This window comes from Lysobacter sp. CA196 (assembly GCF_052078695.1).
In the GTDB taxonomy this organism is placed as follows: Bacteria; Pseudomonadota; Gammaproteobacteria; order Xanthomonadales; family Xanthomonadaceae; genus Lysobacter.
Window position 1 is genome coordinate 1 of record NZ_JBQJIN010000006.1, and the last position, 17,780, is coordinate 17,780.

Annotated in this window: 19 protein-coding genes; 7 read left to right on the top strand and 12 right to left on the bottom strand. The window is 67.6% G+C overall.

Annotated elements, in window-relative coordinates; genetic code table 11:
• Nucleotides 1–549: 549 nt before the first annotated feature.
• Both ACTOWK_RS07455 and ACTOWK_RS07460 read right to left on the bottom strand, forming a co-directional pair.
• Complete coding sequence (locus ACTOWK_RS07455; RefSeq protein WP_441329749.1) at nucleotides 550–972, bottom strand: FKBP-type peptidyl-prolyl cis-trans isomerase; 423 nt, start codon at nucleotides 970–972, stop codon at nucleotides 550–552.
• A gap of 239 nt (nucleotides 973–1,211) precedes the next feature.
• Complete coding sequence (locus ACTOWK_RS07460; RefSeq protein ID WP_441329553.1) at nucleotides 1,212–2,030, bottom strand: helix-turn-helix domain-containing protein; 819 nt, start codon at nucleotides 2,028–2,030, stop codon at nucleotides 1,212–1,214.
• Between the two features lie 129 nt (nucleotides 2,031–2,159).
• On the opposite strand from ACTOWK_RS07460, the gene ACTOWK_RS07465 reads away from it, so the two are divergent.
• Both ACTOWK_RS07465 and ACTOWK_RS07470 read left to right on the top strand, forming a co-directional pair.
• Entirely contained in the window at nucleotides 2,160–2,564 is a 405-nt protein-coding gene (locus tag ACTOWK_RS07465) for a hypothetical protein (protein ID WP_441329554.1), read from the top strand.
• A gap of 220 nt (nucleotides 2,565–2,784) precedes the next feature.
• Nucleotides 2,785–3,429 carry a hypothetical protein gene (locus ACTOWK_RS07470; protein ID WP_441329555.1) on the top strand — a complete coding sequence of 215 codons (645 nt, stop codon included), beginning with the start codon at nucleotides 2,785–2,787 and terminating at the stop codon, nucleotides 3,427–3,429.
• Nucleotides 3,430–3,501: 72 nt separating this feature from the next.
• Here the strand turns inward: ACTOWK_RS07470 and ACTOWK_RS07475 are convergent, their stop codons facing one another.
• The 4 genes from ACTOWK_RS07475 to ACTOWK_RS07490 form a co-directional block, all read right to left on the bottom strand.
• Complete coding sequence (locus tag ACTOWK_RS07475; RefSeq protein ID WP_441329556.1) at nucleotides 3,502–3,981, bottom strand: GNAT family N-acetyltransferase; 480 nt, start codon at nucleotides 3,979–3,981, stop codon at nucleotides 3,502–3,504.
• 7 nt (nucleotides 3,982–3,988) lie between these two features.
• On the bottom strand, nucleotides 3,989–4,504 hold the full coding sequence (gene greB, locus ACTOWK_RS07480; protein ID WP_441329557.1) for a transcription elongation factor GreB: 516 nt from the start codon (nucleotides 4,502–4,504) through the stop codon (nucleotides 3,989–3,991).
• 10 nt (nucleotides 4,505–4,514) lie between these two features.
• Nucleotides 4,515–5,012, bottom strand: a complete 498-nt coding sequence (locus ACTOWK_RS07485) for a copper resistance protein NlpE (protein ID WP_441329558.1) — start codon at nucleotides 5,010–5,012, stop codon at nucleotides 4,515–4,517.
• A gap of 135 nt (nucleotides 5,013–5,147) precedes the next feature.
• On the bottom strand, nucleotides 5,148–6,683 hold the full coding sequence (locus tag ACTOWK_RS07490) for a helicase HerA-like domain-containing protein (RefSeq protein WP_441329559.1): 1,536 nt from the start codon (nucleotides 6,681–6,683) through the stop codon (nucleotides 5,148–5,150).
• 240 nt (nucleotides 6,684–6,923) lie between these two features.
• Here ACTOWK_RS07490 and ACTOWK_RS07495 point away from each other — a divergent pair, with 240 nt between their 5' ends.
• The 5 genes from ACTOWK_RS07495 (at nucleotide 6,924) to ACTOWK_RS07515 (ending at nucleotide 12,870) form a co-directional block, all read left to right on the top strand.
• Nucleotides 6,924–8,504, top strand: coding sequence for a transglycosylase SLT domain-containing protein (locus ACTOWK_RS07495; RefSeq protein WP_441329560.1), 1,581 nt, complete (start codon nucleotides 6,924–6,926; stop codon nucleotides 8,502–8,504).
• A gap of 21 nt (nucleotides 8,505–8,525) precedes the next feature.
• Nucleotides 8,526–9,737 (top strand): site-2 protease family protein, encoded by a 1,212-nt coding sequence (locus ACTOWK_RS07500; protein ID WP_441329561.1) that lies wholly within the window; start codon nucleotides 8,526–8,528, stop codon nucleotides 9,735–9,737.
• Nucleotides 9,734–10,423 carry a lysoplasmalogenase gene (locus ACTOWK_RS07505; protein ID WP_441329562.1) on the top strand — a complete coding sequence of 230 codons (690 nt, stop codon included), beginning with the start codon at nucleotides 9,734–9,736 and terminating at the stop codon, nucleotides 10,421–10,423. Before ACTOWK_RS07500 ends, ACTOWK_RS07505 begins: the two co-directional genes overlap by 4 nt.
• 121 nt (nucleotides 10,424–10,544) lie before the next feature.
• Nucleotides 10,545–11,009 carry a hypothetical protein gene (locus tag ACTOWK_RS07510; protein WP_441329563.1) on the top strand — a complete coding sequence of 155 codons (465 nt, stop codon included), beginning with the start codon at nucleotides 10,545–10,547 and terminating at the stop codon, nucleotides 11,007–11,009.
• A gap of 76 nt (nucleotides 11,010–11,085) precedes the next feature.
• Nucleotides 11,086–12,870 (top strand): XVIPCD domain-containing protein, encoded by a 1,785-nt coding sequence (locus ACTOWK_RS07515; protein WP_441329564.1) that lies wholly within the window; start codon nucleotides 11,086–11,088, stop codon nucleotides 12,868–12,870.
• Between the two features lie 57 nt (nucleotides 12,871–12,927).
• On the opposite strand, the gene ACTOWK_RS07520 is transcribed toward ACTOWK_RS07515, so the two are convergent.
• The 6 genes from ACTOWK_RS07520 to ACTOWK_RS07545 all read right to left on the bottom strand — a co-directional run bounded on the left by ACTOWK_RS07520 (nucleotide 12,928) and on the right by ACTOWK_RS07545 (nucleotide 17,751).
• A complete protein-coding gene (locus tag ACTOWK_RS07520; protein ID WP_441329565.1) occupies nucleotides 12,928–13,935 on the bottom strand; it encodes a hypothetical protein in 1,008 nt (335 codons plus the stop codon).
• A gap of 41 nt (nucleotides 13,936–13,976) precedes the next feature.
• The gene (asd, locus tag ACTOWK_RS07525) at nucleotides 13,977–14,825 is read right to left on the bottom strand and encodes an archaetidylserine decarboxylase (protein ID WP_441329566.1); all 849 of its coding nucleotides are present in this window, start codon (nucleotides 14,823–14,825) and stop codon (nucleotides 13,977–13,979) included.
• On the bottom strand, nucleotides 14,822–15,469 hold the full coding sequence (locus ACTOWK_RS07530; RefSeq protein ID WP_441329567.1) for an SCO family protein: 648 nt from the start codon (nucleotides 15,467–15,469) through the stop codon (nucleotides 14,822–14,824). Before ACTOWK_RS07530 ends, asd begins: the two co-directional genes overlap by 4 nt.
• Nucleotides 15,470–15,830: 361 nt before the next feature.
• Nucleotides 15,831–16,436 (bottom strand): formyltransferase family protein, encoded by a 606-nt coding sequence (locus ACTOWK_RS07535; protein ID WP_441329568.1) that lies wholly within the window; start codon nucleotides 16,434–16,436, stop codon nucleotides 15,831–15,833.
• Nucleotides 16,427–17,575, bottom strand: a complete 1,149-nt coding sequence (locus ACTOWK_RS07540) for a hypothetical protein (RefSeq protein WP_441329569.1) — start codon at nucleotides 17,573–17,575, stop codon at nucleotides 16,427–16,429. Before ACTOWK_RS07540 ends, ACTOWK_RS07535 begins: the two co-directional genes overlap by 10 nt.
• Entirely contained in the window at nucleotides 17,572–17,751 is a 180-nt protein-coding gene (locus tag ACTOWK_RS07545; protein WP_441329570.1) for a hypothetical protein, read from the bottom strand. The genes ACTOWK_RS07540 and ACTOWK_RS07545 overlap by 4 nt, the downstream gene beginning before the upstream one ends.
• Nucleotides 17,752–17,780 lie beyond the last annotated feature (29 nt).

Here is a 17,780-nt window from a genome sequence, read left to right on the forward strand (position 1 = left end):
CTTGGGCCACCAACGACATGATCGCGCCGCGTTCTTCAGCGCTCAGCTGACTGTAGTTTCTTCCCATTCACGACGTCTCACCTCAGGTGTTGCACTTGAGCTTAGAGACCGCCTTACCTTTCTTTTGTTGCTTTAGACAAAAGAAAGTAACCCGCCGCTTTAGTGGCGGAAGCTTTTGGCGTTTGATCTTGTTTCTTAAGAAACCACAATCAAGAGCAGAGCTTCCGTCCGCTGACGCGGCCGGGTTACTTTCTTTTGCTGGCCCAAAAGTCCCACAGGGAGTTCCTTCGGTCAAAGCTAACCAAAGGGAGGCCTGCCTTGCAAGGGCACAAGCCCGCGCGATCGATGCATACGCAGGGATGCTCCAGACAGGCCATCCATGGCCTGCTTGCGCACGACCCGCATCCATGCGGGCCGCCCTTCGGGTCTTCGATTGACCGGCAAAGCCATAAAGCAAAGCAGATCAAAATCTCGGCAACGGCAACGGCAACGGCAACGGCAACGGCAACGGCAACGGCAACGGCAACGGCAGAAACCGCGCTACGCGCCTCAGTGCTTCTCCACCCGTAACAACTCCACCTCGAACACCAACGACGCATCCGGCGGAATCACGCCGCCGCCGGCGCCTTCGCGGCCGTAGCCCATCTCCGGCGGCACCATCAGGATGCGCTTGCCGCCCACCTTCATACCGGCGACGCCGTCGTCCCAGCCGCGGATCACGCGGCCGGCGCCCAGCAGGAAGTCGAAGGGTTTGCCGCGATCGAGCGAGCTGTCGAACTTGCTGCCGTGTTTATCGGCGGCCTTCTCGTCGTACAGCCAGCCGGTGTAGTGGACGATCACGTCCTGACCGGATTGGGCGACCTCGCAGGTGCCGACGCGCTCGTCGATGGTCTGGAACTGGGCGATGCGGCCGCTGAACACTTTCGGCGCCGCCGCTTCTTCCTGCGCCGCCGGCTTGCGGCAGGCGCTCACCGCGACGACGGTCGAAAGCAAGGCCAGCGCAAGGGGCAGGGCGCGTGCGCAACGGTACAGACGCGACGGAACGACATTCGCGGACGAGGATGTGGAACGACCGATGGACACGCGCGACCTCTGAGTTTTCGCCGACAGGAAGCCAAGCTTAGCCGCTGTCGGCGAACCCCGTGCGGCGGCGCGCGCTCGGGACGCGGGGAGGCGCCGCGCGCCGACCGGCGGCATCGGCGCCGCGACGGTCAATGCCCGGCGAACTGGGTCGCCTCGAGGCTGGCGCCGAAGGCGCGCATGGCCTGCGCGGTGGCGGCGTCGGCGGGGAAGAAGGATTCGATCGCCAGCTCCGACAGGGTGACTTCGAGCGGGGTGCCGAACACGGTGATGGTGCTGATGAAGGCGAGGTCGCCTAACTCGCTGCGCAGGCGGAACGGCACCGCGACGTGCGCCGCGGCGGTCAGTTCGGTTTCGTCGTAATGATCGTCGCAGGGGTAACCGACCAGCTCGTCGTACAGCGTCGACAGGACCGGATCGCGGGTGGTGTCGGCCAGATGGCGCAGCCGGTGCAGCAGGTGCGCACGCCATTCGCCCAGGTTGATGATGCGCGGCGCCAGGCCTTCGGGGTGCAGGCTGACCCGCAATACGTTCGACGGCCGGGCGAGCAGGAAGTCGGGGATGCCGGCCAGCAGGGGGGCGACCGCACGGTTGTGCATGATCAGGTTCCAATGCCGGTCGACCGCCAGCGCCGGATGCGGTTCGTGCCCGTACAGCACCATTTCGATGGCGGCTTGGGCTTCGCGCAGGGCGGGGTCGTCGAGGGAGCGTTCGGCGTACATCGGCGCGAGACCGGCGGCGGTCATCAGCTGGTTCCTTTCGCGCAGCGGCACGTCGAGGCGGTCGGCCAGGCGCAGCAGCAAGGCGCGGCTCGGCAGCGAGCGTCCGGTCTCGATGAAGCTGACGTGGCGGGTCGAGACCTCGGCCATCTCGGCCAGGTCGAACTGGGTCAGGCGGCGACGCTGGCGCCAGTTGCGCAGCAGCTCGCCTACGGGGCGGAGATCGTTCATGCGCTCACCATAGCCCGAGGCATCGGTCGGCGGCATTACCTGGCAGGTAATCGACCCGCCGCGGCCGCGGCGGTGTGATGGCTTCCGAACTTCAACGATCCATTCACCGCAAATCTTCCGGAGTCGACCATGGCCATCGCCACTCAAGCTCGTCCCTCTTCTCTGTTACGTCGTGCGCTGGTCGCCGACGCCCTCGTCTCCGGTGCCGCCGGCGCGCTGCAGGTGGCCGCGACCGGGCCGCTGTCCGGCCTGCTCGCGATCGACGCGGCCTGGCTGCAGCGCAGCGGTATGCTCCTGTTCGTATGGACCGCTTTCCTCGGCTGGGTGCTGACCCGCAAGGCGGTCTCGCCGGCGCTGGCGTGGACGGTGATCGCGGTCAACCTGGCCTGGGTCGCGGCCTCGATCCTGATTCTCGTCGAAGGCGCGATCGCGCCGAACACCCTGGGCATGGGGTACGTGCTGGCGCAGGCGGCGGTGGTGGCGATCTTCGCCGAGTTGCAGTTCTTCGGTCTGCGCAGGCAGTCGCGTGGCTGAGGGCGGACCCAAGGACCTGCCGCGGGCAGGGCTGCAACCGATCTGTCGCATCGACGGCTCTCGCCCTGGCGAGGGCCGTTGTCGGTTCAGCCCCCATACCCGACTGCGGTGGCTCGCGACCCGTCACGGTCGTGGCCTGGACGCGGTAGATTGGACGTCAGATGAATCGTTGGGCGCGAATGGTCGGGTGCCGACCTGCACCGGCCTTGGGGAAAACGCGATGAAACCGATTATGTGTCTATGCGCGGCGGCGTTGCTGACCGGTGCGCCCGCAATGGCGCAACCGGTGCCGATTCCGGCGATGAGCGCCGAGCAGGTCGCCGGCATGCTCGACGGCGGTACCCGCCTGGAAAAGCGTATCGACGGCGACCTCAACGGCGACGGTGAGATCGACACGGTTCTGCTCGGCCGCGGCGAGGATCAACGCAGCCTGACGGTGTGGCTGGCCTATCGCAGCGAAGTCGACGTCGGCCATCAGCCGGTCGGCACCTTGCAACTCGACCCCTATCCGCTGGGCGACGCCGGCCTGTCGATCCGCAAGGGCGTGTTGGTGATCGAAGACCTGACCGGCGGCACCACCGCGACCCAGTCGACCTATCGCTATCGCTACGACGCCAAGGCCGAACGCATGCGTCTGATCGGCCTGGACGCGCAGAGTTACAGCCGCACCAACAGCCACGGCACGGTCAAGCTGAGTTGGAATCTGCTGACCGGCGACCGCATCGTCGAACGCGGCGAGGTCAACGACTCGGGACAGGGCGATCAGGCGATTAATTACGCGCCGGCCAAGCGCGAGAAAAAACCGAACAAGCCGCTGTACATGGAAACCACGCCGAATCCGGATTCGCTGCTGGAATCTTTGTAAGGCGGCCAGGAATCGTGTCGCCGCGCCGACCGTTCTGCGCCGAGGGTCAGAGCGGTCGCGCCACCGATTCGATCAGGCCTGCGGCGCCCGCCACAGCATCGGTGTCGCCGGTATGCCGCCGTGGGTCTGCTCCTCGGCCTGAGCCTCGAAGCCCAGGCGCAGATAGACGCCGGTCGAGTGGCGCGATGCGTTGACGGTGACCTGCGCGGGCCAAGCCTCCTTCAATAAAGGATGCGTGCGCAGGCCGGACCAGAGCCGACGCGCGATGCCGCGGCGTTGAAAGCGGTCGTCGACGAATAAGTTATAGAGATGCGCCGGCAGGCGCAGCGCGGCCACGCCGACGATGCGGCCTTCGGCTTCGGCGACGAGGTAGGCATGCCCGGCGAGCAGGCGCTCGCGGGTGGCTTCGGCACCCATCGAGGCGGCTAGGACGGCGCGGCCGTCGTCGTTGCAAAGCGGAAAGATCCAACGCTGCGCCGAGGCCAGGACCAGGGCGCTGATGGCCTCGGCGTCGGCCGCCGTGGCGGCTCGCAGGCCGACGTCGTCGCTCATCGGCCGCTCACCCGCCGGCGGATGCGCCGTACGACACTTCGACGATGGCGAAACGCTGCGGACCGGCCGGCAGCATCGCCTCGAACTCGTCGTCGATGCGGCGCTTGAGCATGGCCCGCGCCAGCGGCGAGTCGATGCTGATGTAGCCGAGCTTGGCGTCGGTCTCGTCCGGACCGACGATGCGATAACGCGCCAGTTCGCCGTTGGCGATGCTTTCGACCTCGACCCAGGCGCCGAAGAACACCGAGCGCGGGTCGCTCGGCGTGGTTTCGATGACGTGCAGCAGCGGCAGGCGCTTGCTCAGATAGCGTACGCGCCGGTCGATCTCGCCGAGTTGCTTCTTGCGGTAGATGTATTCGGCGTTTTCCGAACGATCGCCCTCGGCCGCCGCGGCGGCCAGGGCTTTGACGACTTCCGGGCGGCGCACCCGCCATAGGTCGTCGAGTTCGTGCTTGAGGCGCGCGTGGCCCTCGCGCGTGATCAGCGCGGTGCTGTGTTCGGCAGGAGGTCGCCAGCGGGCCATGGGTGCTCGCTTACTGCGCCGCGCTGACGCGCTTGAGGTTGTAGTTGAGCTGCGAGTCGATCGCCTTGCCTTCCTGGTCGAGCAGACGGATCTCTTCGTTTGAGACGACTTCGAACAGACGGTCCGGGTCGGTCTTGCTGTTGGGGTCCAGGCGCAGGCGCTTGCCTTCTTCCTCGGCGGTCCAGGTGCCGTCGCCCTTGGCGTTGCCGTCCTTCTTGCCCTGGTAGCTCTCGTCGATGGCGTAGGTGCCGTCGCTCTTGAACTCGAGCTTGGTGTCGATGCCGGCGCAGTCGGCGCAGGGCAGGGTGCCGCTGAAGCTGCCGGCGAAGGCGGCAATGTCGAAGCCGGCCTTGGGCGCTTCGGCCGGGGCCGGTTCAAGAGCGGCGACGGGAGCGGCTTCCGCGGCCTTGGGAGTTTCGGCGGGAGCGGACGTCTCTCCGGTTGGCTTATTGCAGGCGCTCAGGGCGAGCGCGGCGAGGCAGGCGAGAGCGAGCGATTGCTTGGTCATGAGCGACTCCTGGTTGGAATGTGGAAACGATCGATGAAACGGAAACTACCAAGGCACAGCGAAGACGGATGAAAACCTGGGCGCGGCCGGCCCGGGCGGCCGCGCAACGCGGTCGCGGCGGGCCGGGCCGAACGACTAGCGCTTGCCGCCGAAGATGCCGCCGAGCAGGCCGCGCAGGATCTGCCGGCCGATCTGGTTGCCGACCGTGCGCGCGGTCTGCTTGGCCATGGTCTCGACCATGCCCTGGCGGCGTTTGGTGCCGAACACCGCGTCCTTGATCGACTGGCCGATGCCGCCTTCTTCCTGGTCGTCCTGCTCGCGGGTCTTGGCGGCGGGCGCGTCGGCCTGCACGGCGGCGGTCTCGGCGCGCTTGGCCAGCATCTCGGCGGCCGATTCGCGATCGACCGAGGTGTCGTACTTCGGCCCGATCGGGCTGCTCGCACGCAACTGCGCACGTTCGGCCTCGGTGATCGCACCCATGCGGCAGCGCGGCGGCGCCACCAGGGTGCGTTCGACCGGCATCGGCACGCCCTTGTCCTGCAGGGTCGAGACCAGCGCCTCGCCGGTGCCGAGCTGGGAGATCACCTCGGCGACCTTCAGCGCCGGATTGGGCACGAAGGTTTCGGCCGCGGTCTTGACCGCCTTCTGGTCGCGCGGGGTGAACGCGCGCAGCGCGTGCTGCACACGGTTGCCGAGCTGGCCGAGGATGTTGTCGGGGATGTCGTCGGGGAACTGCGAGCAGAAATACACGCCGACGCCCTTGGAGCGGATGATGCGCACGACCTGTTCGACGCGTTGCTGCAGCGCCGGCGGCGCATCGTCGAACAGCAGGTGGGCCTCGTCGAACACGAACACCAGCTTGGGCCGGTCGAGGTCGCCGACTTCGGGCAGTTGCTCGAACAGCTCCGACAGCAGCCACAGCAGGAAGCTCGAATACAGGCGCGGCTTGAGGATCAGCGAATCGGCGGCGAGGATGTTGATGACGCCGCGGCCGTCGCTGGTGGTGCGCATCAGGTCGTTCAGTTCCAGCGCCGGTTCGCCGAAGAAATGCGCGCCGCCTTCCTGTTCCAGGCGCAGCAGCGAGCGCTGGATCGCGCCGACCGACTGGGTGCTGACCAGGCCGTAGCTGGTCGAGATGTCCTTGCGCTCGTCGGCGACCAGGCCGAGCAGGGCGCGCAGGTCTTCCAGGTCGAGCAGCAGCAGGCCGCGGTCGTCGGCGAGCTTGAACACGATGTCGAGCACGCCGGACTGGGTGTCGTTGAGTTCGAGGATGCGCGCGAGCAGGGTCGGGCCCATTTCGCTGACCGTGGTGCGCACCGGGTGGCCGAGCTTGCCGAACAGATCCCAGAACACGGTCGGGTTGCCGGCCGGGGTGAAGTCGCTGATGCCGATCTCGCCCAGGCGGGCCTGCAGCTTGTCGTTGAGGGTGCCGGGCAGGGCCAGGCCGGCGACGTCGCCCTTCACATCGGCCAGGAACACCGGCACGCCCTGGCGCGAGAAGCCTTCGGCCAGTGTCATCAAGGTCACGGTCTTGCCGGTGCCGGTGGCGCCGGCGACGAGGCCGTGGCGGTTGCCGAGCTTGGTGTGCAGGAATACCTGGCCGCTGTCGGGCGTGGTCACGGCTTTGCCGATCAGGATGTCGTTCTGGGTTGCGCCGGGGGTCGAAGCCATATCCGCGTCCGTGATCCATGAAGAGAAGCGAGGGGCCGATTCTAGCGGCAGCGTGGTGAGGTTCGTGAACCGTGACTGGGGCCGGCTCATGCGCCCGCGCGACCGGGGTCGCGATTCGCCGCAGACGGCGCCGGAATGAACCCGGCAAACACGGAAAAGCCGGCAAGGTCGTGTTTTCTTGCCGCGCCCGTACCCCGCCGTTACCCTGGGCCCCCGCTACAAGGACCTGCCGCACGCCACATGCCTGCTTCCCTCCGCATCCCCGGCGCGCTTGCGCCGCTCGCCGCCGCGCTCGCGCTGTCCTGTCTTTCGCCCGATGCGGCCGCGCTGTCCAAGCGCGACCAGGCTGCCGTCGATGCCCTGACCCAGCGCATGCAATCCGGCGAGGCCCGCTATCAGTCGGCCCTGGTCAAGATCCGTAACGCCGACCCGGCCGGCCGCCGCGAGAGCGACGCCGCGCTCGAGGACATGGAGGACGTGATCGCGGCCTGCATGAAGCAGAAGGGCTGCCAGCTGACCACGATGCTCGCCGGCTACAAGCGCCTGCTCAAGGCGAACGCCGATGCCTCCACCGCCGCCGGCGACGAAGAATTCGACGAGGGCGGCACGCTCGACAGCGAAGGCCTCGGCGCCGACGTGCCAGAAGCGGCGCGCGCCGCCGCGCTGCTCAGCGACGACGGCCAGCGCTTCGTCAAGATGGTCCAGTACAACCCGGCGGTGCAGGCCGGCATCCGCCGCTGGCTCACCGACATGCGCGGTTCGTTGATCCAGACCCACGAGAACTACCAGTACATGCGCCAGATGATGTGGCCGCAGTTCGAGCGCGCCGGCCTGCCGGAAGCGCTGCTGTTCGGGATCATGGCCAAGGAGTCCAACGGCAAGGTCCACGTGACCTCGCGCGCCGGCGCCGCCGGCCCGTTGCAGTTCATGTTCGCCACCGGCAAGCGCTTCGGCCTCGGCGACGACGGCAGCGGCTTCGACACCCGCTACGACCCGCGCGCGTCCTCCGAGGCCGCGGCCTCGTACTTGAACGAACGCCTGGGCCAGCTCAACAACAGCATCGAGATGTCGCTGGCGGCCTACAACGGCGGCGAAGGCCGCGCGCTGCGCATCAACAACGCCAGCGGCGGGCGCAATTTCTGGGACGAGTCGGTCTACAACCAGTTCCCGGCCGAGACCCGCGACTACGTGCCGATGGTGGTCGCCGCCGCCTGGCTGTACCTGCATCCGCGCGAGTACGGCCTGCGTTTCCCCCGCATCGACGCCAAGCCGGCGCCGCTGCGCTTGAGCAAGGCCACTTCGATCTACGAGCTGACGATCTGCCTCGGCAACGGCGGCACCCGCGAGGGCTATATGCGCGCGCTGCGCAATCTCAACCCGCGTTACCAGCCCAGCAGCTACCTGGCGGCCGGCACCAGCCTCAACGCCACGGTCAAGATGGTCGGCCTGTACAACCGCTGGTGCACCCAGGGCAAGCGCGCCGAGCTCGCCCATACCCTGGTCATGAGCGACCCGAGCAACGCTATCGTGCGCACCGGCCCGCTGACGGTGTTGCCGTCCTCCGACGGCTCCATCGACGGCACCGTGCCGACCACCATCGCCGCCGGCGAACTGGCCGGTCTGGCGACGCCGAAGCCGGCGCCTAAGAAGAAGCCGGCGACACCGCGCGACTACCGCGTCCAGCGCGGCGAGACCCTGACCGACGTCGCGCAGAAGTTCCAGTGCGACACCAAGCAGCTCGCCAAGGCCAACGGCATCAAGGCCCCGCGTTATATGGTCAAGCCGGGACAGAAGCTCAAGCTCAACGGCTGCGGGCCGTAACACTGGTTTGGAAGCGAACGCATGGACGCGCCCGCCGACGATGAGCTTGCAACGACCCGGGCGGTAGCGTCCGCCTGGGATTTGTCGCCGCGGTGGCTGAAGTTCTTCCGCGGTCTGACTGCGGTCGTCGGCGGGCTGATGACCTTGGGGATCTTCCTGTTGATCCTCGGGCTCGGCTCGCAACGCGAACTCGGTTTTCCGCTGGTGATCCTGGGCATGCTGGTGCCCGGGTTGTTGTGCGTGCTGATTCTGCACGAAGGCGGCCACTGGCTGGCGGCGCGCCTGGCGGGCATGAAGACTCTGTCGATCGGGCTCGGATGGCTGGAGTTTCAACTGCGCCGTCGTGGCGCGCGCATGCGCTGGCGTAAGCGGCCGCGCGGCATAGGCGGCTATGTGATCGCCTATCCCGATCCGAAACGCGACCTGCGCCGATCGATGATGCAACTGGCGCTCGGCGGTCCCTCGATGAACCTGCTGGCAGCGGCGTTCTGCGGACTGATCGCGATCTCGCTTGGACGCTCCAATGCGCAGGCGTTCTGGATGTTGTGGGCGCTGCTGCACCTCTCCGCCGGGTTGCTCAATCTGATGCCGTCGACGGTCGGCGTTTTCGCTACCGATGGTCTGACCTGGCTGCGCGCCTGGCGGAACAGTTCAGACACTTTGCCGGGCGCCACCTTCACTGCATTGAATGGACAGATCGTGCACGGCGAATCGTTCGACGATTTTCCGGCCGAGCTTCTGCAGCGCTTGGCCGGGCAGCCCGCGCCGATGCCGTTGCTCCACGATTGGTTGCTGTGTCAGAGCGCGCTGCAGCGGCGCGATCTCGACGAAGCGATGCGATTGTCGGCACGGATACGCACCTGCTTCGACGCCTACGACGCGTCGATGCGAGCCGAACTCGTCGATCTGCTGGTTCTGATCTGGGCCGAGGAACTGTATACGCATGCTTGGGTGGATCGGGATCCATCGCTGATCGACACGGCCGACCTGAGTTCGGGGACATTCTGGTATGCGCCGCATCTGATACCGCGTCTGCGCGCCTTGGCCGCTGCGCTGCGCGGCGATCGCGACGGCGCCCGCGCGTTGTTGGCCGTATCTCAGCGTTATGCCGACGCGGCCATCGAGTCGTCGCTGCCGGCTTACGAAGCGCGCCTTCGCGGCGAGATCGAAGCCTTGATCGACACCGGTCCCGGTTCGATGCGCCAGGATCGTGAGACAGTGGCGACGGCATGAATAAGCGCATCGCAACGACCTCGTCTTCGCGTGGAAACCCATGGCTCGCAGCGATCGCGCTGTCGGCCGTGCTGGCGATTGCCGGCAGCTATCTGTCGCCGTGGCTGCACTACGTATTCAAGCCGCTGACCACGCTGTTGATCGTGGCGATGCTGCTGCGCCGCGGCGGTGAAGCGGAGGTCGAAGAGGACCGCGGTCCCGGATACCGGCGCGCGATCCTGATCGGTCTGCTGCTGTCGACCTTGGGCGACGTGTTTCTGATGTTGCCGGGGGATTGGTTCGTGTTCGGGCTCGGCAGTTTTCTCTGCGCCCATATCGCGTATCTGGTCGCTCTGACCCGGCGCGCGCCGTGGTTCGCGGCGCTGTGGCCGTATCCAGCTTATGCGGCGCTCGCCGCTCTGGTGCTGTCGGTGCTGTGGCCGCATCTGCCGGGGGAACTGCGGGTTCCGGTGATCGTCTACGTGGTCGTGCTCGCGGCGATGGCGGCGCAGGCCGCCGCGGTGTGGCGTCGTCGCGCCACGCGCGCGACTGCGCTCGCCGCCTTGGGCGGGGCCTTCTTCGTCGCTTCCGATGCGACCCTGGCGATCGACCGCTTCGCCGCGCCGTTCGCGGCGGCCTCGGCGCTGGTGCTGGCGACCTACTGGATCGCCCAGACCCTGATCGCCTTGTCGGTGCGGCGCGGCTGACCGCGCCTGCGCTTTATCGCCCCGGATTATCGCCCCGGAACCGGACTTGCGTCTCGGAATCGGTTTACTTAAGCCAGGGCGCATGCTAAATGGCTGCGCATAGACCGTCTTGGAGTACGTCATGCTTACAGGATGTAACCGCGCCGCCGCGGCGTTGCTGACCTTGTTGTTGTGTTCCTGCGCGTCGGCCGGGGTGCGTTTCGACGGTCAATGGAGCTATCAGCAGAGCTGCGGCTGGAACCACACCGCCAACCTGGACCTCGCCGGCTCCGGCAAGTCCTATACCGGCAGTTGGGACGACGGCACTCGCGTCGGCGGCGACAGCGGCAAGCTCAAGGGCGAGCTGCGCGACGACAAGTTGTTCCTGCAGTTCTGCAGCGACACCGGCACGCCGGCCTGCCCGAGCTACGGCGAGGCTTCGGCTTATCTCGTGCGCGATAAGGCGACGGTGGTCTGGTACCGCAAGTTCGGCAACGACTACAAGCCGTATCTGACCTTGCACGAGGCCAAGGCCGGGCAGAAGGTGCCGAGCGACGACCAGTGCGCCGACGACGAAGCCAAAGACGACGAACCCAAAGACAACTGAGCCGCGGACCATCGGGTCCGAACAGACAGTGAACCCGCGGGCGATCCGGTCCGCGACGCAGCAAGGAGGCTAGACCATGAACCAACCCGCACAGAACGACGCCGCGGCGACGCCGCCTGCGGCTCCGCCGCCTCGCGTCATGACCGACGACGAACGCCGCGCGATCGCCTATTTCGCCATCGGCGTGGGCTCGGAGGGCAGCATCGGCGGCCGCGACGTCTCCAATCACCTGTCCTTCGCCGGCAACACCGTCAACGGGGTGATGCAGCCGGTCGGCAACAGCGGCTATTCGATCGGTACCTTGCAGACCGACCTCGGCCAGCACCCCGAAGTGGTGCCGTCGCTGGTCGACGCTTATCAGGGCTGGGCGCGCGCCAACCATCCCGAGCGCGTGCTCAGCGCCGCCGAACGCACCCAGACCATCGCCGACCTCGGCCGCAACGGCAACACCATCACCGCCCAGGGCGGGCGCGCGATGGACGCGCGCATCGAAGGCAATCTCAACGAATTCCTGCGTTCCGACGCCGGCGTCACCTACATCCACAACCGCGACGTCGCCCAGGCCAACGAGCTGGTCAACGGCGTCATGGCTCAGGTCAGCCAGACCGCGCTGTACCGCAATTCGACGCCCGACGACCAGGTGCGCCTGACCACGATGGTGGCCAAGGTCGAGAACCAGAGCGGCACGCGCTGGACCCCGGCCTTGTTGCGCGACATGAACAACGGCACCCACAACAACGTCGCCGACGTCAGCGGCGCGATCGATCGCCTGCTGCCGCGGACCAGCGGCGACCGCGACTACATGGAAACCGGACGCGACGCCGCGCTGCAGGGCGCCGAGGTGATGATCGCGCTGCGCAACGCCGACTCGCGCAGCCCGATGCGCCAGACCTGGCAGGACGTGATGGCCAATCCCCTGGTCAATCCCAGCCAGACCGGCCAGGACCCGGCGCGCCCGCATCTGGCCGCCGAATACGACACCGCCAAGAACCTGTTCCTGCAGAAGGTCGAGGCGCCGGCCCTGATCCATGCGCTCGACCAGGGCGGCGCCTATGCCTATGGCCGTCCGCAACAGGAAGGCCAGGGCCGGGCGGGGCGTCCGACCGCCGGCTTGTACGCGTCCGGCAACGACTTCGTGGTCTGGAACCGCGACGGCAGCGGTCACTCCAATATCGGCGGGGTATGGGCCGACGTCGATCGCAACGACCTGTCGCGGGTGCGCAATCGCGACGGCACCACCGACCTCAGCCAGACTCATAACGGCACCACCACGCGCTTGCTGCACGTCGATCCGCATGCGCCGGTGCTGCGCACCACGCCGGATCCGGCGCTGCAGCCGGCCGCGCAGCAACCCGCGACACAGCCGCAGACGCCAGCCACTCAGACGCCAGCCACCCAGACGCCAGGCGTGCAGGTTCCGGAGGTCCAGCCGCAGGCAACGCAGCCGCATGCGAACGCGACCGGACGTGTCGGGCCGGAAGACCCCTTGGTGCAGCAGGCGCGGGCCCAGGTCAATCAGCTCGACGCGCGGCTCGGACGCACGCCGGACCAGTCCAGCGAATGCATGATCTTCAGCGTCGCCTGTCTTGCCCGGCAGAACGGCCTGGAGCGCATCGACGGGGTGTTCCTGAGCCAGCAGACCGAGACTCAGCGCGCCGGGCAGAACGTGTTCGTGGTGCAGGGCGCGGCCAACGACCCGGCCAGCCTGCGCGCGCACATGCCGACCGCCGATGCGACCAATACGCCGGTGCAGGATTCACAGCAGCGCCTGAGCCAGCTCGGTCCGCAGCAGGCGGCGCAACACGAGCAGCAACAGCAGACCCAGCAACAGGCGCTGCCGCCGCACGCGCGCGGCATGTAAGCGCCTGATGTGCCGCCGTCGCCCACGGCGACGGCGGCCCCACTTATCGTTGCGCGCTTACCGCGGCGGCGCCGCCTCGGGTGCGACTCCGGGCGCGGCCTTGGCATCCTTGGAAACCGCTTCGCGGGCCTTGTCCCACAGCCCGCCGGCGACTTCGCGCGCCTTGCCGGCGCCGTGCTTGACCGACTCGTTCAAAGGCTTCCAGGCCTGCTCCTCGGCAAAGCGCGTGGTGGTGCTCAGCACGTCCGGGCCTTGTTGCTTGACCGCTTCCCAGGTCAGCACCGCGATCAAGCGCGGCATGAAGGCGAAGGAGTCGACGTCGCCGCCCTTGGCTTCGACCTTGGCGATGAAGCGCGCGAGTTCCTGGCGCACCGGCTCGGGCGCGCTCGGGTCCTGGCTCATGCGCTTGAGCGTGACCAGGCCGTCGCGGGTGCGGCCTTCCTGGAACGCCAGGCCGGCGCGCGGCAAGTCGCTCATCCACGGCTGCTTCAACAACTGTCCCAGTGCATCGATATGCACCTGGGCGCGGTCCCAGCGCTTCTCGGTCACCGCCAGATAGGTCAGCGCGGCGTGCAGGGTGATGACGTGCGCGACCGGCGGTTGCTCGGCGCCCGGGCTCTGCGGTGCTGCCCACACCTTGTCGCTTTCGGTCTGGGCCAGTTGCGGCCATTCCAGGCGCTGGAACACTACCGAGCGCAACGAGTTCGCAGCGACGCGGTCGAAACTGCCGCAGCCGCGCGCCTCGACGATGTCGCTTTCGGCCAAGGCGATCGTGCTCTTGTCGGCGACCAGCGCGCCGTAGGCGAGCAGTACGTGCATCGCGCAGTAGTCGGCGTCGTCGAACTCGACCGGCGGCGCCTTGCCGCTCCATTCCATGCCCTTGCGATAGGCGCCGATCGCGCCCGGCAGGCCGCTTTCCGACAAGTGCTTGTACTGGGTATAGGTCAGGCTGTCGCGCAGTTCGAGCAGTTGTTCGTTTTCGCTCTTGCTGCCGCAAGCGGCGAGCACGGCGATCAACAACAAGCACGACGCCCGGCGGATGGCCGGGCGGTAATGGAACGGCATGGTTCCCCTCCTTGGGTGGTTATCGGGTAGGCGGCAGCGCTTCAGTCGTTGCGTCGGGCCAGGGCTTCGCCGAGGCGCACCGCGGTTTCCGCGCCCAGGCCGTCGGCCAGGGCGGCGACGCCCGGCGGCAACAGCACGATCACGGTCGAGCCGTAGTTGAAGCGGGCCATTTCGGCGAAACGTTCGAGCGCAATGCCCTTGCCGCGGTAGTCCTTGTGCTGGACGCGGTCGCCGTAGCGCGGGATCTCGATTCCGCTCCACACCGTTTCCACGCCCGAGACCAGCAACGCGCCGACCATGACCATCGCCATCGGCCCGAAGTCGGTGTCGAAGTGGCAGACCAGGCGCTCGTTGCGCGCGAACAGGCGCGGCACGTTGCGCACCGCGTCCGGGCCGACGCTGAACAAGCGGCCCGGCACGTGCACGGTTTCGCGCAGGGTGCCGGCCCACGGCATGTGCACGCGGTGATAGTCCTTCGGCGACAGATACACCGTGGCGAACACGCCGTCGCGGAACGGCGCGGCTGCGGCTTCGTCGCCGCCGAGCAGTTCGGTGGCGGTGAAGGACTGGCCCTTGGCCTGGAAGATCTCGCCGGCGCGGATCGGGCCGCACTGGCTGATGCGGCCGTCGGCCGGCATCAACAAGGTGCGCGGATCGGCCTCGGGCACGCGCGCGCCGGGCTTGAGCGCGCGGGTGAAGAAGGCGTTGAAGGTCGGATAGGCCTGCGCATCGGGCTCGGCGGCTTCGCCGAGATTCACGCCGAACTTGCGCGTGACCGTATCGATCAGCCATTGCTTGACGCGCGGGTGGTCGGAATAGGCCAGCGCGCGCGCGATCGAGGACAGCGCACGGTGCGGCAGGGCATAGGTCAGGGTGGTGACGAGACTCACGGGGTCTTGGCTTCGGTCAGTGCGGCGAGGTCGGCGGCGATGGCGTTCGGGTCCAGCGGCGGTCGGATCAGCCCGGCCATGCGGCCCTGGGGATCGAGCACGGCCATGCTGGCGCTGTGGTCCATCGTGTATTGGTCGGCGGGTGCGCCCTCGGGCGCCGGCACCTTGCCGAACACCATGCCGAGCGATTTGGTGAAGGTTTCCAGCGCCGGGATGTCGGCGGTCGCGGCCAGGGTGTCCTTGTGGAAGCCGTGCGCGTACTCGCCGATGCGGTCGGGCGGGTCGCGCTCGGGGTCGACCGAGACGAACAGCACCCGCGGGCGGGTCGATTCGGGGATCGAGTCCCACTGCTTCTGCGCCACCGACAGCTCGGCCAGGGTGGTCGGGCAGACGTCGGGGCAGTGAGTGAAGCCGAGGAAGACGAGGGTCCAGTGGCCCTTGAGTTCGCCGGGAATGAGCTGGGTGCCGTCGGACTGGCGCAGCGAGAACGCCGGCAGGGTGCGCGGCGGCTCGAACAGGCGCACCGCCTTGGTCTGCGGCCAGGGCGAATGGCGGACGCTGCCGAAGTACTGCCTGGAGGCCCACAGGCCGGCCGCGGCGGCGAGCGCGGCGACCAGGACGATGGCGGTGGTGCGATTGAACATGGCGATTCCGTTTATTGCGCCGGGGCATGATACCGGGCGCGGAGGCGGGCGCTTGTTTGGCGTGGGTGGATTGGGCGAGGGGCTTGGAGCTTGGAGCAAAAGCAAATCCCCCCGGGCCCCCTTTTTCAAAGGGGGGAAGTCTTCGGGTCGGTTTCGTACGGCTTGCGTACGGCTTGAAGATGGTCGGGCGTGGACGCGCTCCCGGTTCCCCGGAAACCCACCAGACGAGTCCCCCCTTTGAAAAAGGGGGGCAGGGGGGATTTGCTCTTGCCGTTGCCGTTGCCTGATGCGCGCCGCGATAAATCGCGCCGAAGTTTGGTGATAAATCGCCCCTCGGCGCGTTACGCATAGCGTAAAGGAATTACCGTTTTCCGGATGCCCGGAGTGCCGGCCGATCGAATGCCGGCTCCCAAGTCGCCAGGGCTTCGTCCTGTTCTTCTCGCCGGGCGACTCCTGCCCGCAGGTCGGCCAACACGTCCCGGATCAGACGAAGCCCCATCGGGGCCAGATCGCGGCGCCACAGCGAAGCGGCATCGTCACCGGGTCGGACGAAGCACCAGTCCTGCGCGGCAATCGGGCCGCCGTCGGCCCTGTCATCCATCCAATACACGCTGCCGCCGGTCACGCGTTCTCCCATGTGGATCGCCCACCGCACCGCGTCCCGGCCTCGGTGTCGGGGCAGCAGGCTCGGGTGATAGCCCAACGCGCCCCACCGGGCGCGTGCTCGGGCGCCGGCGGTGACGAAGCAATGGGCGTGCGCGGCCAGGATCAGATCGGTGCCTTCGGGCACCCAGGCGGCCGGCAATGCCCGGCCCGGGTCGGCGCAGGGAATACCGGCGTCGGCCGCGTCGATGGCCAGCCGATCGCCTGCCGGCGCGGCGACCTGGACGACCTCGACGCCGTCCTCACGGAGCAATGCCAACACCTGCGCGCCGAACCACTTCTGTCCCACGAGCATCACGCGCATGCGCCAATCTCCCGGCCGATGTAGCGGAATCCCTGCACCGCCCGGAAGTGGCCACCGAAGCCCGCCCCGGTGACGGCCATTCGCCCGCGCTGGCTCGCCAATCGCATCGACTCGATGCTGCGTTGCTTGTTGTCACCGAACAGCGCGGCGCTGACCTGGGTCCAACGCTGATCGCGGCGCAGCGCCTCGCACAGGCCCGGATGGCTGGTATGGAACAGAGTGGGCATCGGCAACCCGAAGCGGTTTTCGCCCAGGCGCCAGCGCTCGCAGATGGCGTTTAGGAAGCGCAAGCCCACGCCGGCGCCCTGCCATTCGGGCATGACCACCAAGCGGCAAGCGCGGGCTTCCACTAGCCCCGGACGCGTCGAGAACGCGACATGCGCCACCGGCGCGCCGTTGACGGTCCCGACGTAGCATTTGGCCGCGATCATCCGGGGCAGCTTTAGATAGTGATGCGGCTCAAAGGCCGGCCAATGCTCCCAACCGGTCTCGGCGATTTCCAGGTCGAACGTGGGGCGTCGCCGAAGCCGGCTCCCGGCCGCAGCCCGCTCGAACTGAGCGGTGGCCGTGTCGAACACCCAATCGGGCTCGATCCAATCCAGGATGTCGTGGTGGCAGGACAGCAGCACGGCTTGGCCCTGCGTGCGTCGCCACGCTTTGGCAAACGCCATCGCGCCGATGCGGGCAATCTGGCGATCGACCACGCTGCTGAACTCATCGACGACCGCGCGCAGCGGCGCCTCGGCGATCAGTCGCGCCAGATCGGCGCGGAACCGCTCGCCGTTGGATAGAACATCGTAAGGGCGCAGCCACGCCGGCACGCTGCCCAGGCCTACGGCGGCCAACGCGGCTGTCGCGGCGTTGAAGTCACCGGCCGGGTCGATCGCGTCGATGATCGGAGCGTTGGCCGGCCAACGAGGCCGCCACAGCGCGTCGTCGCCCCACAGCGCGGTGCCCAGGCTGCTCTTGCCGCTGCCGGACGGGCCGACGATTACGCCGATCGACCACGCCTCATCCTCGATAGGCAGGTCGGCGTCCAGGTGGAATGCGGCCGCGTCTTCGCAGTTGAACAACGATTTGACGCGCGCGGCCCGATAGCTGTCGAAGTCGGCGCAGGAATGGCGGATGGCGAGCTTCATACGCACACCACCCGCAGTTTCAGGCCCTGCGCCTTGAGTTCGGCATAGAGGCGCTGCTGGTGGGCTTCATCGCGGCATACGACGATGACGCCGTATTTGGGGCGGTAGCGGAAACCGTTGGCGCCCGGGGTCTTACGCCGACGCGGTGCATCGGCGGTGGAGCTGATTTTTTCCATTGCTGCAAGTCTTTTACGAAGGATGAGAT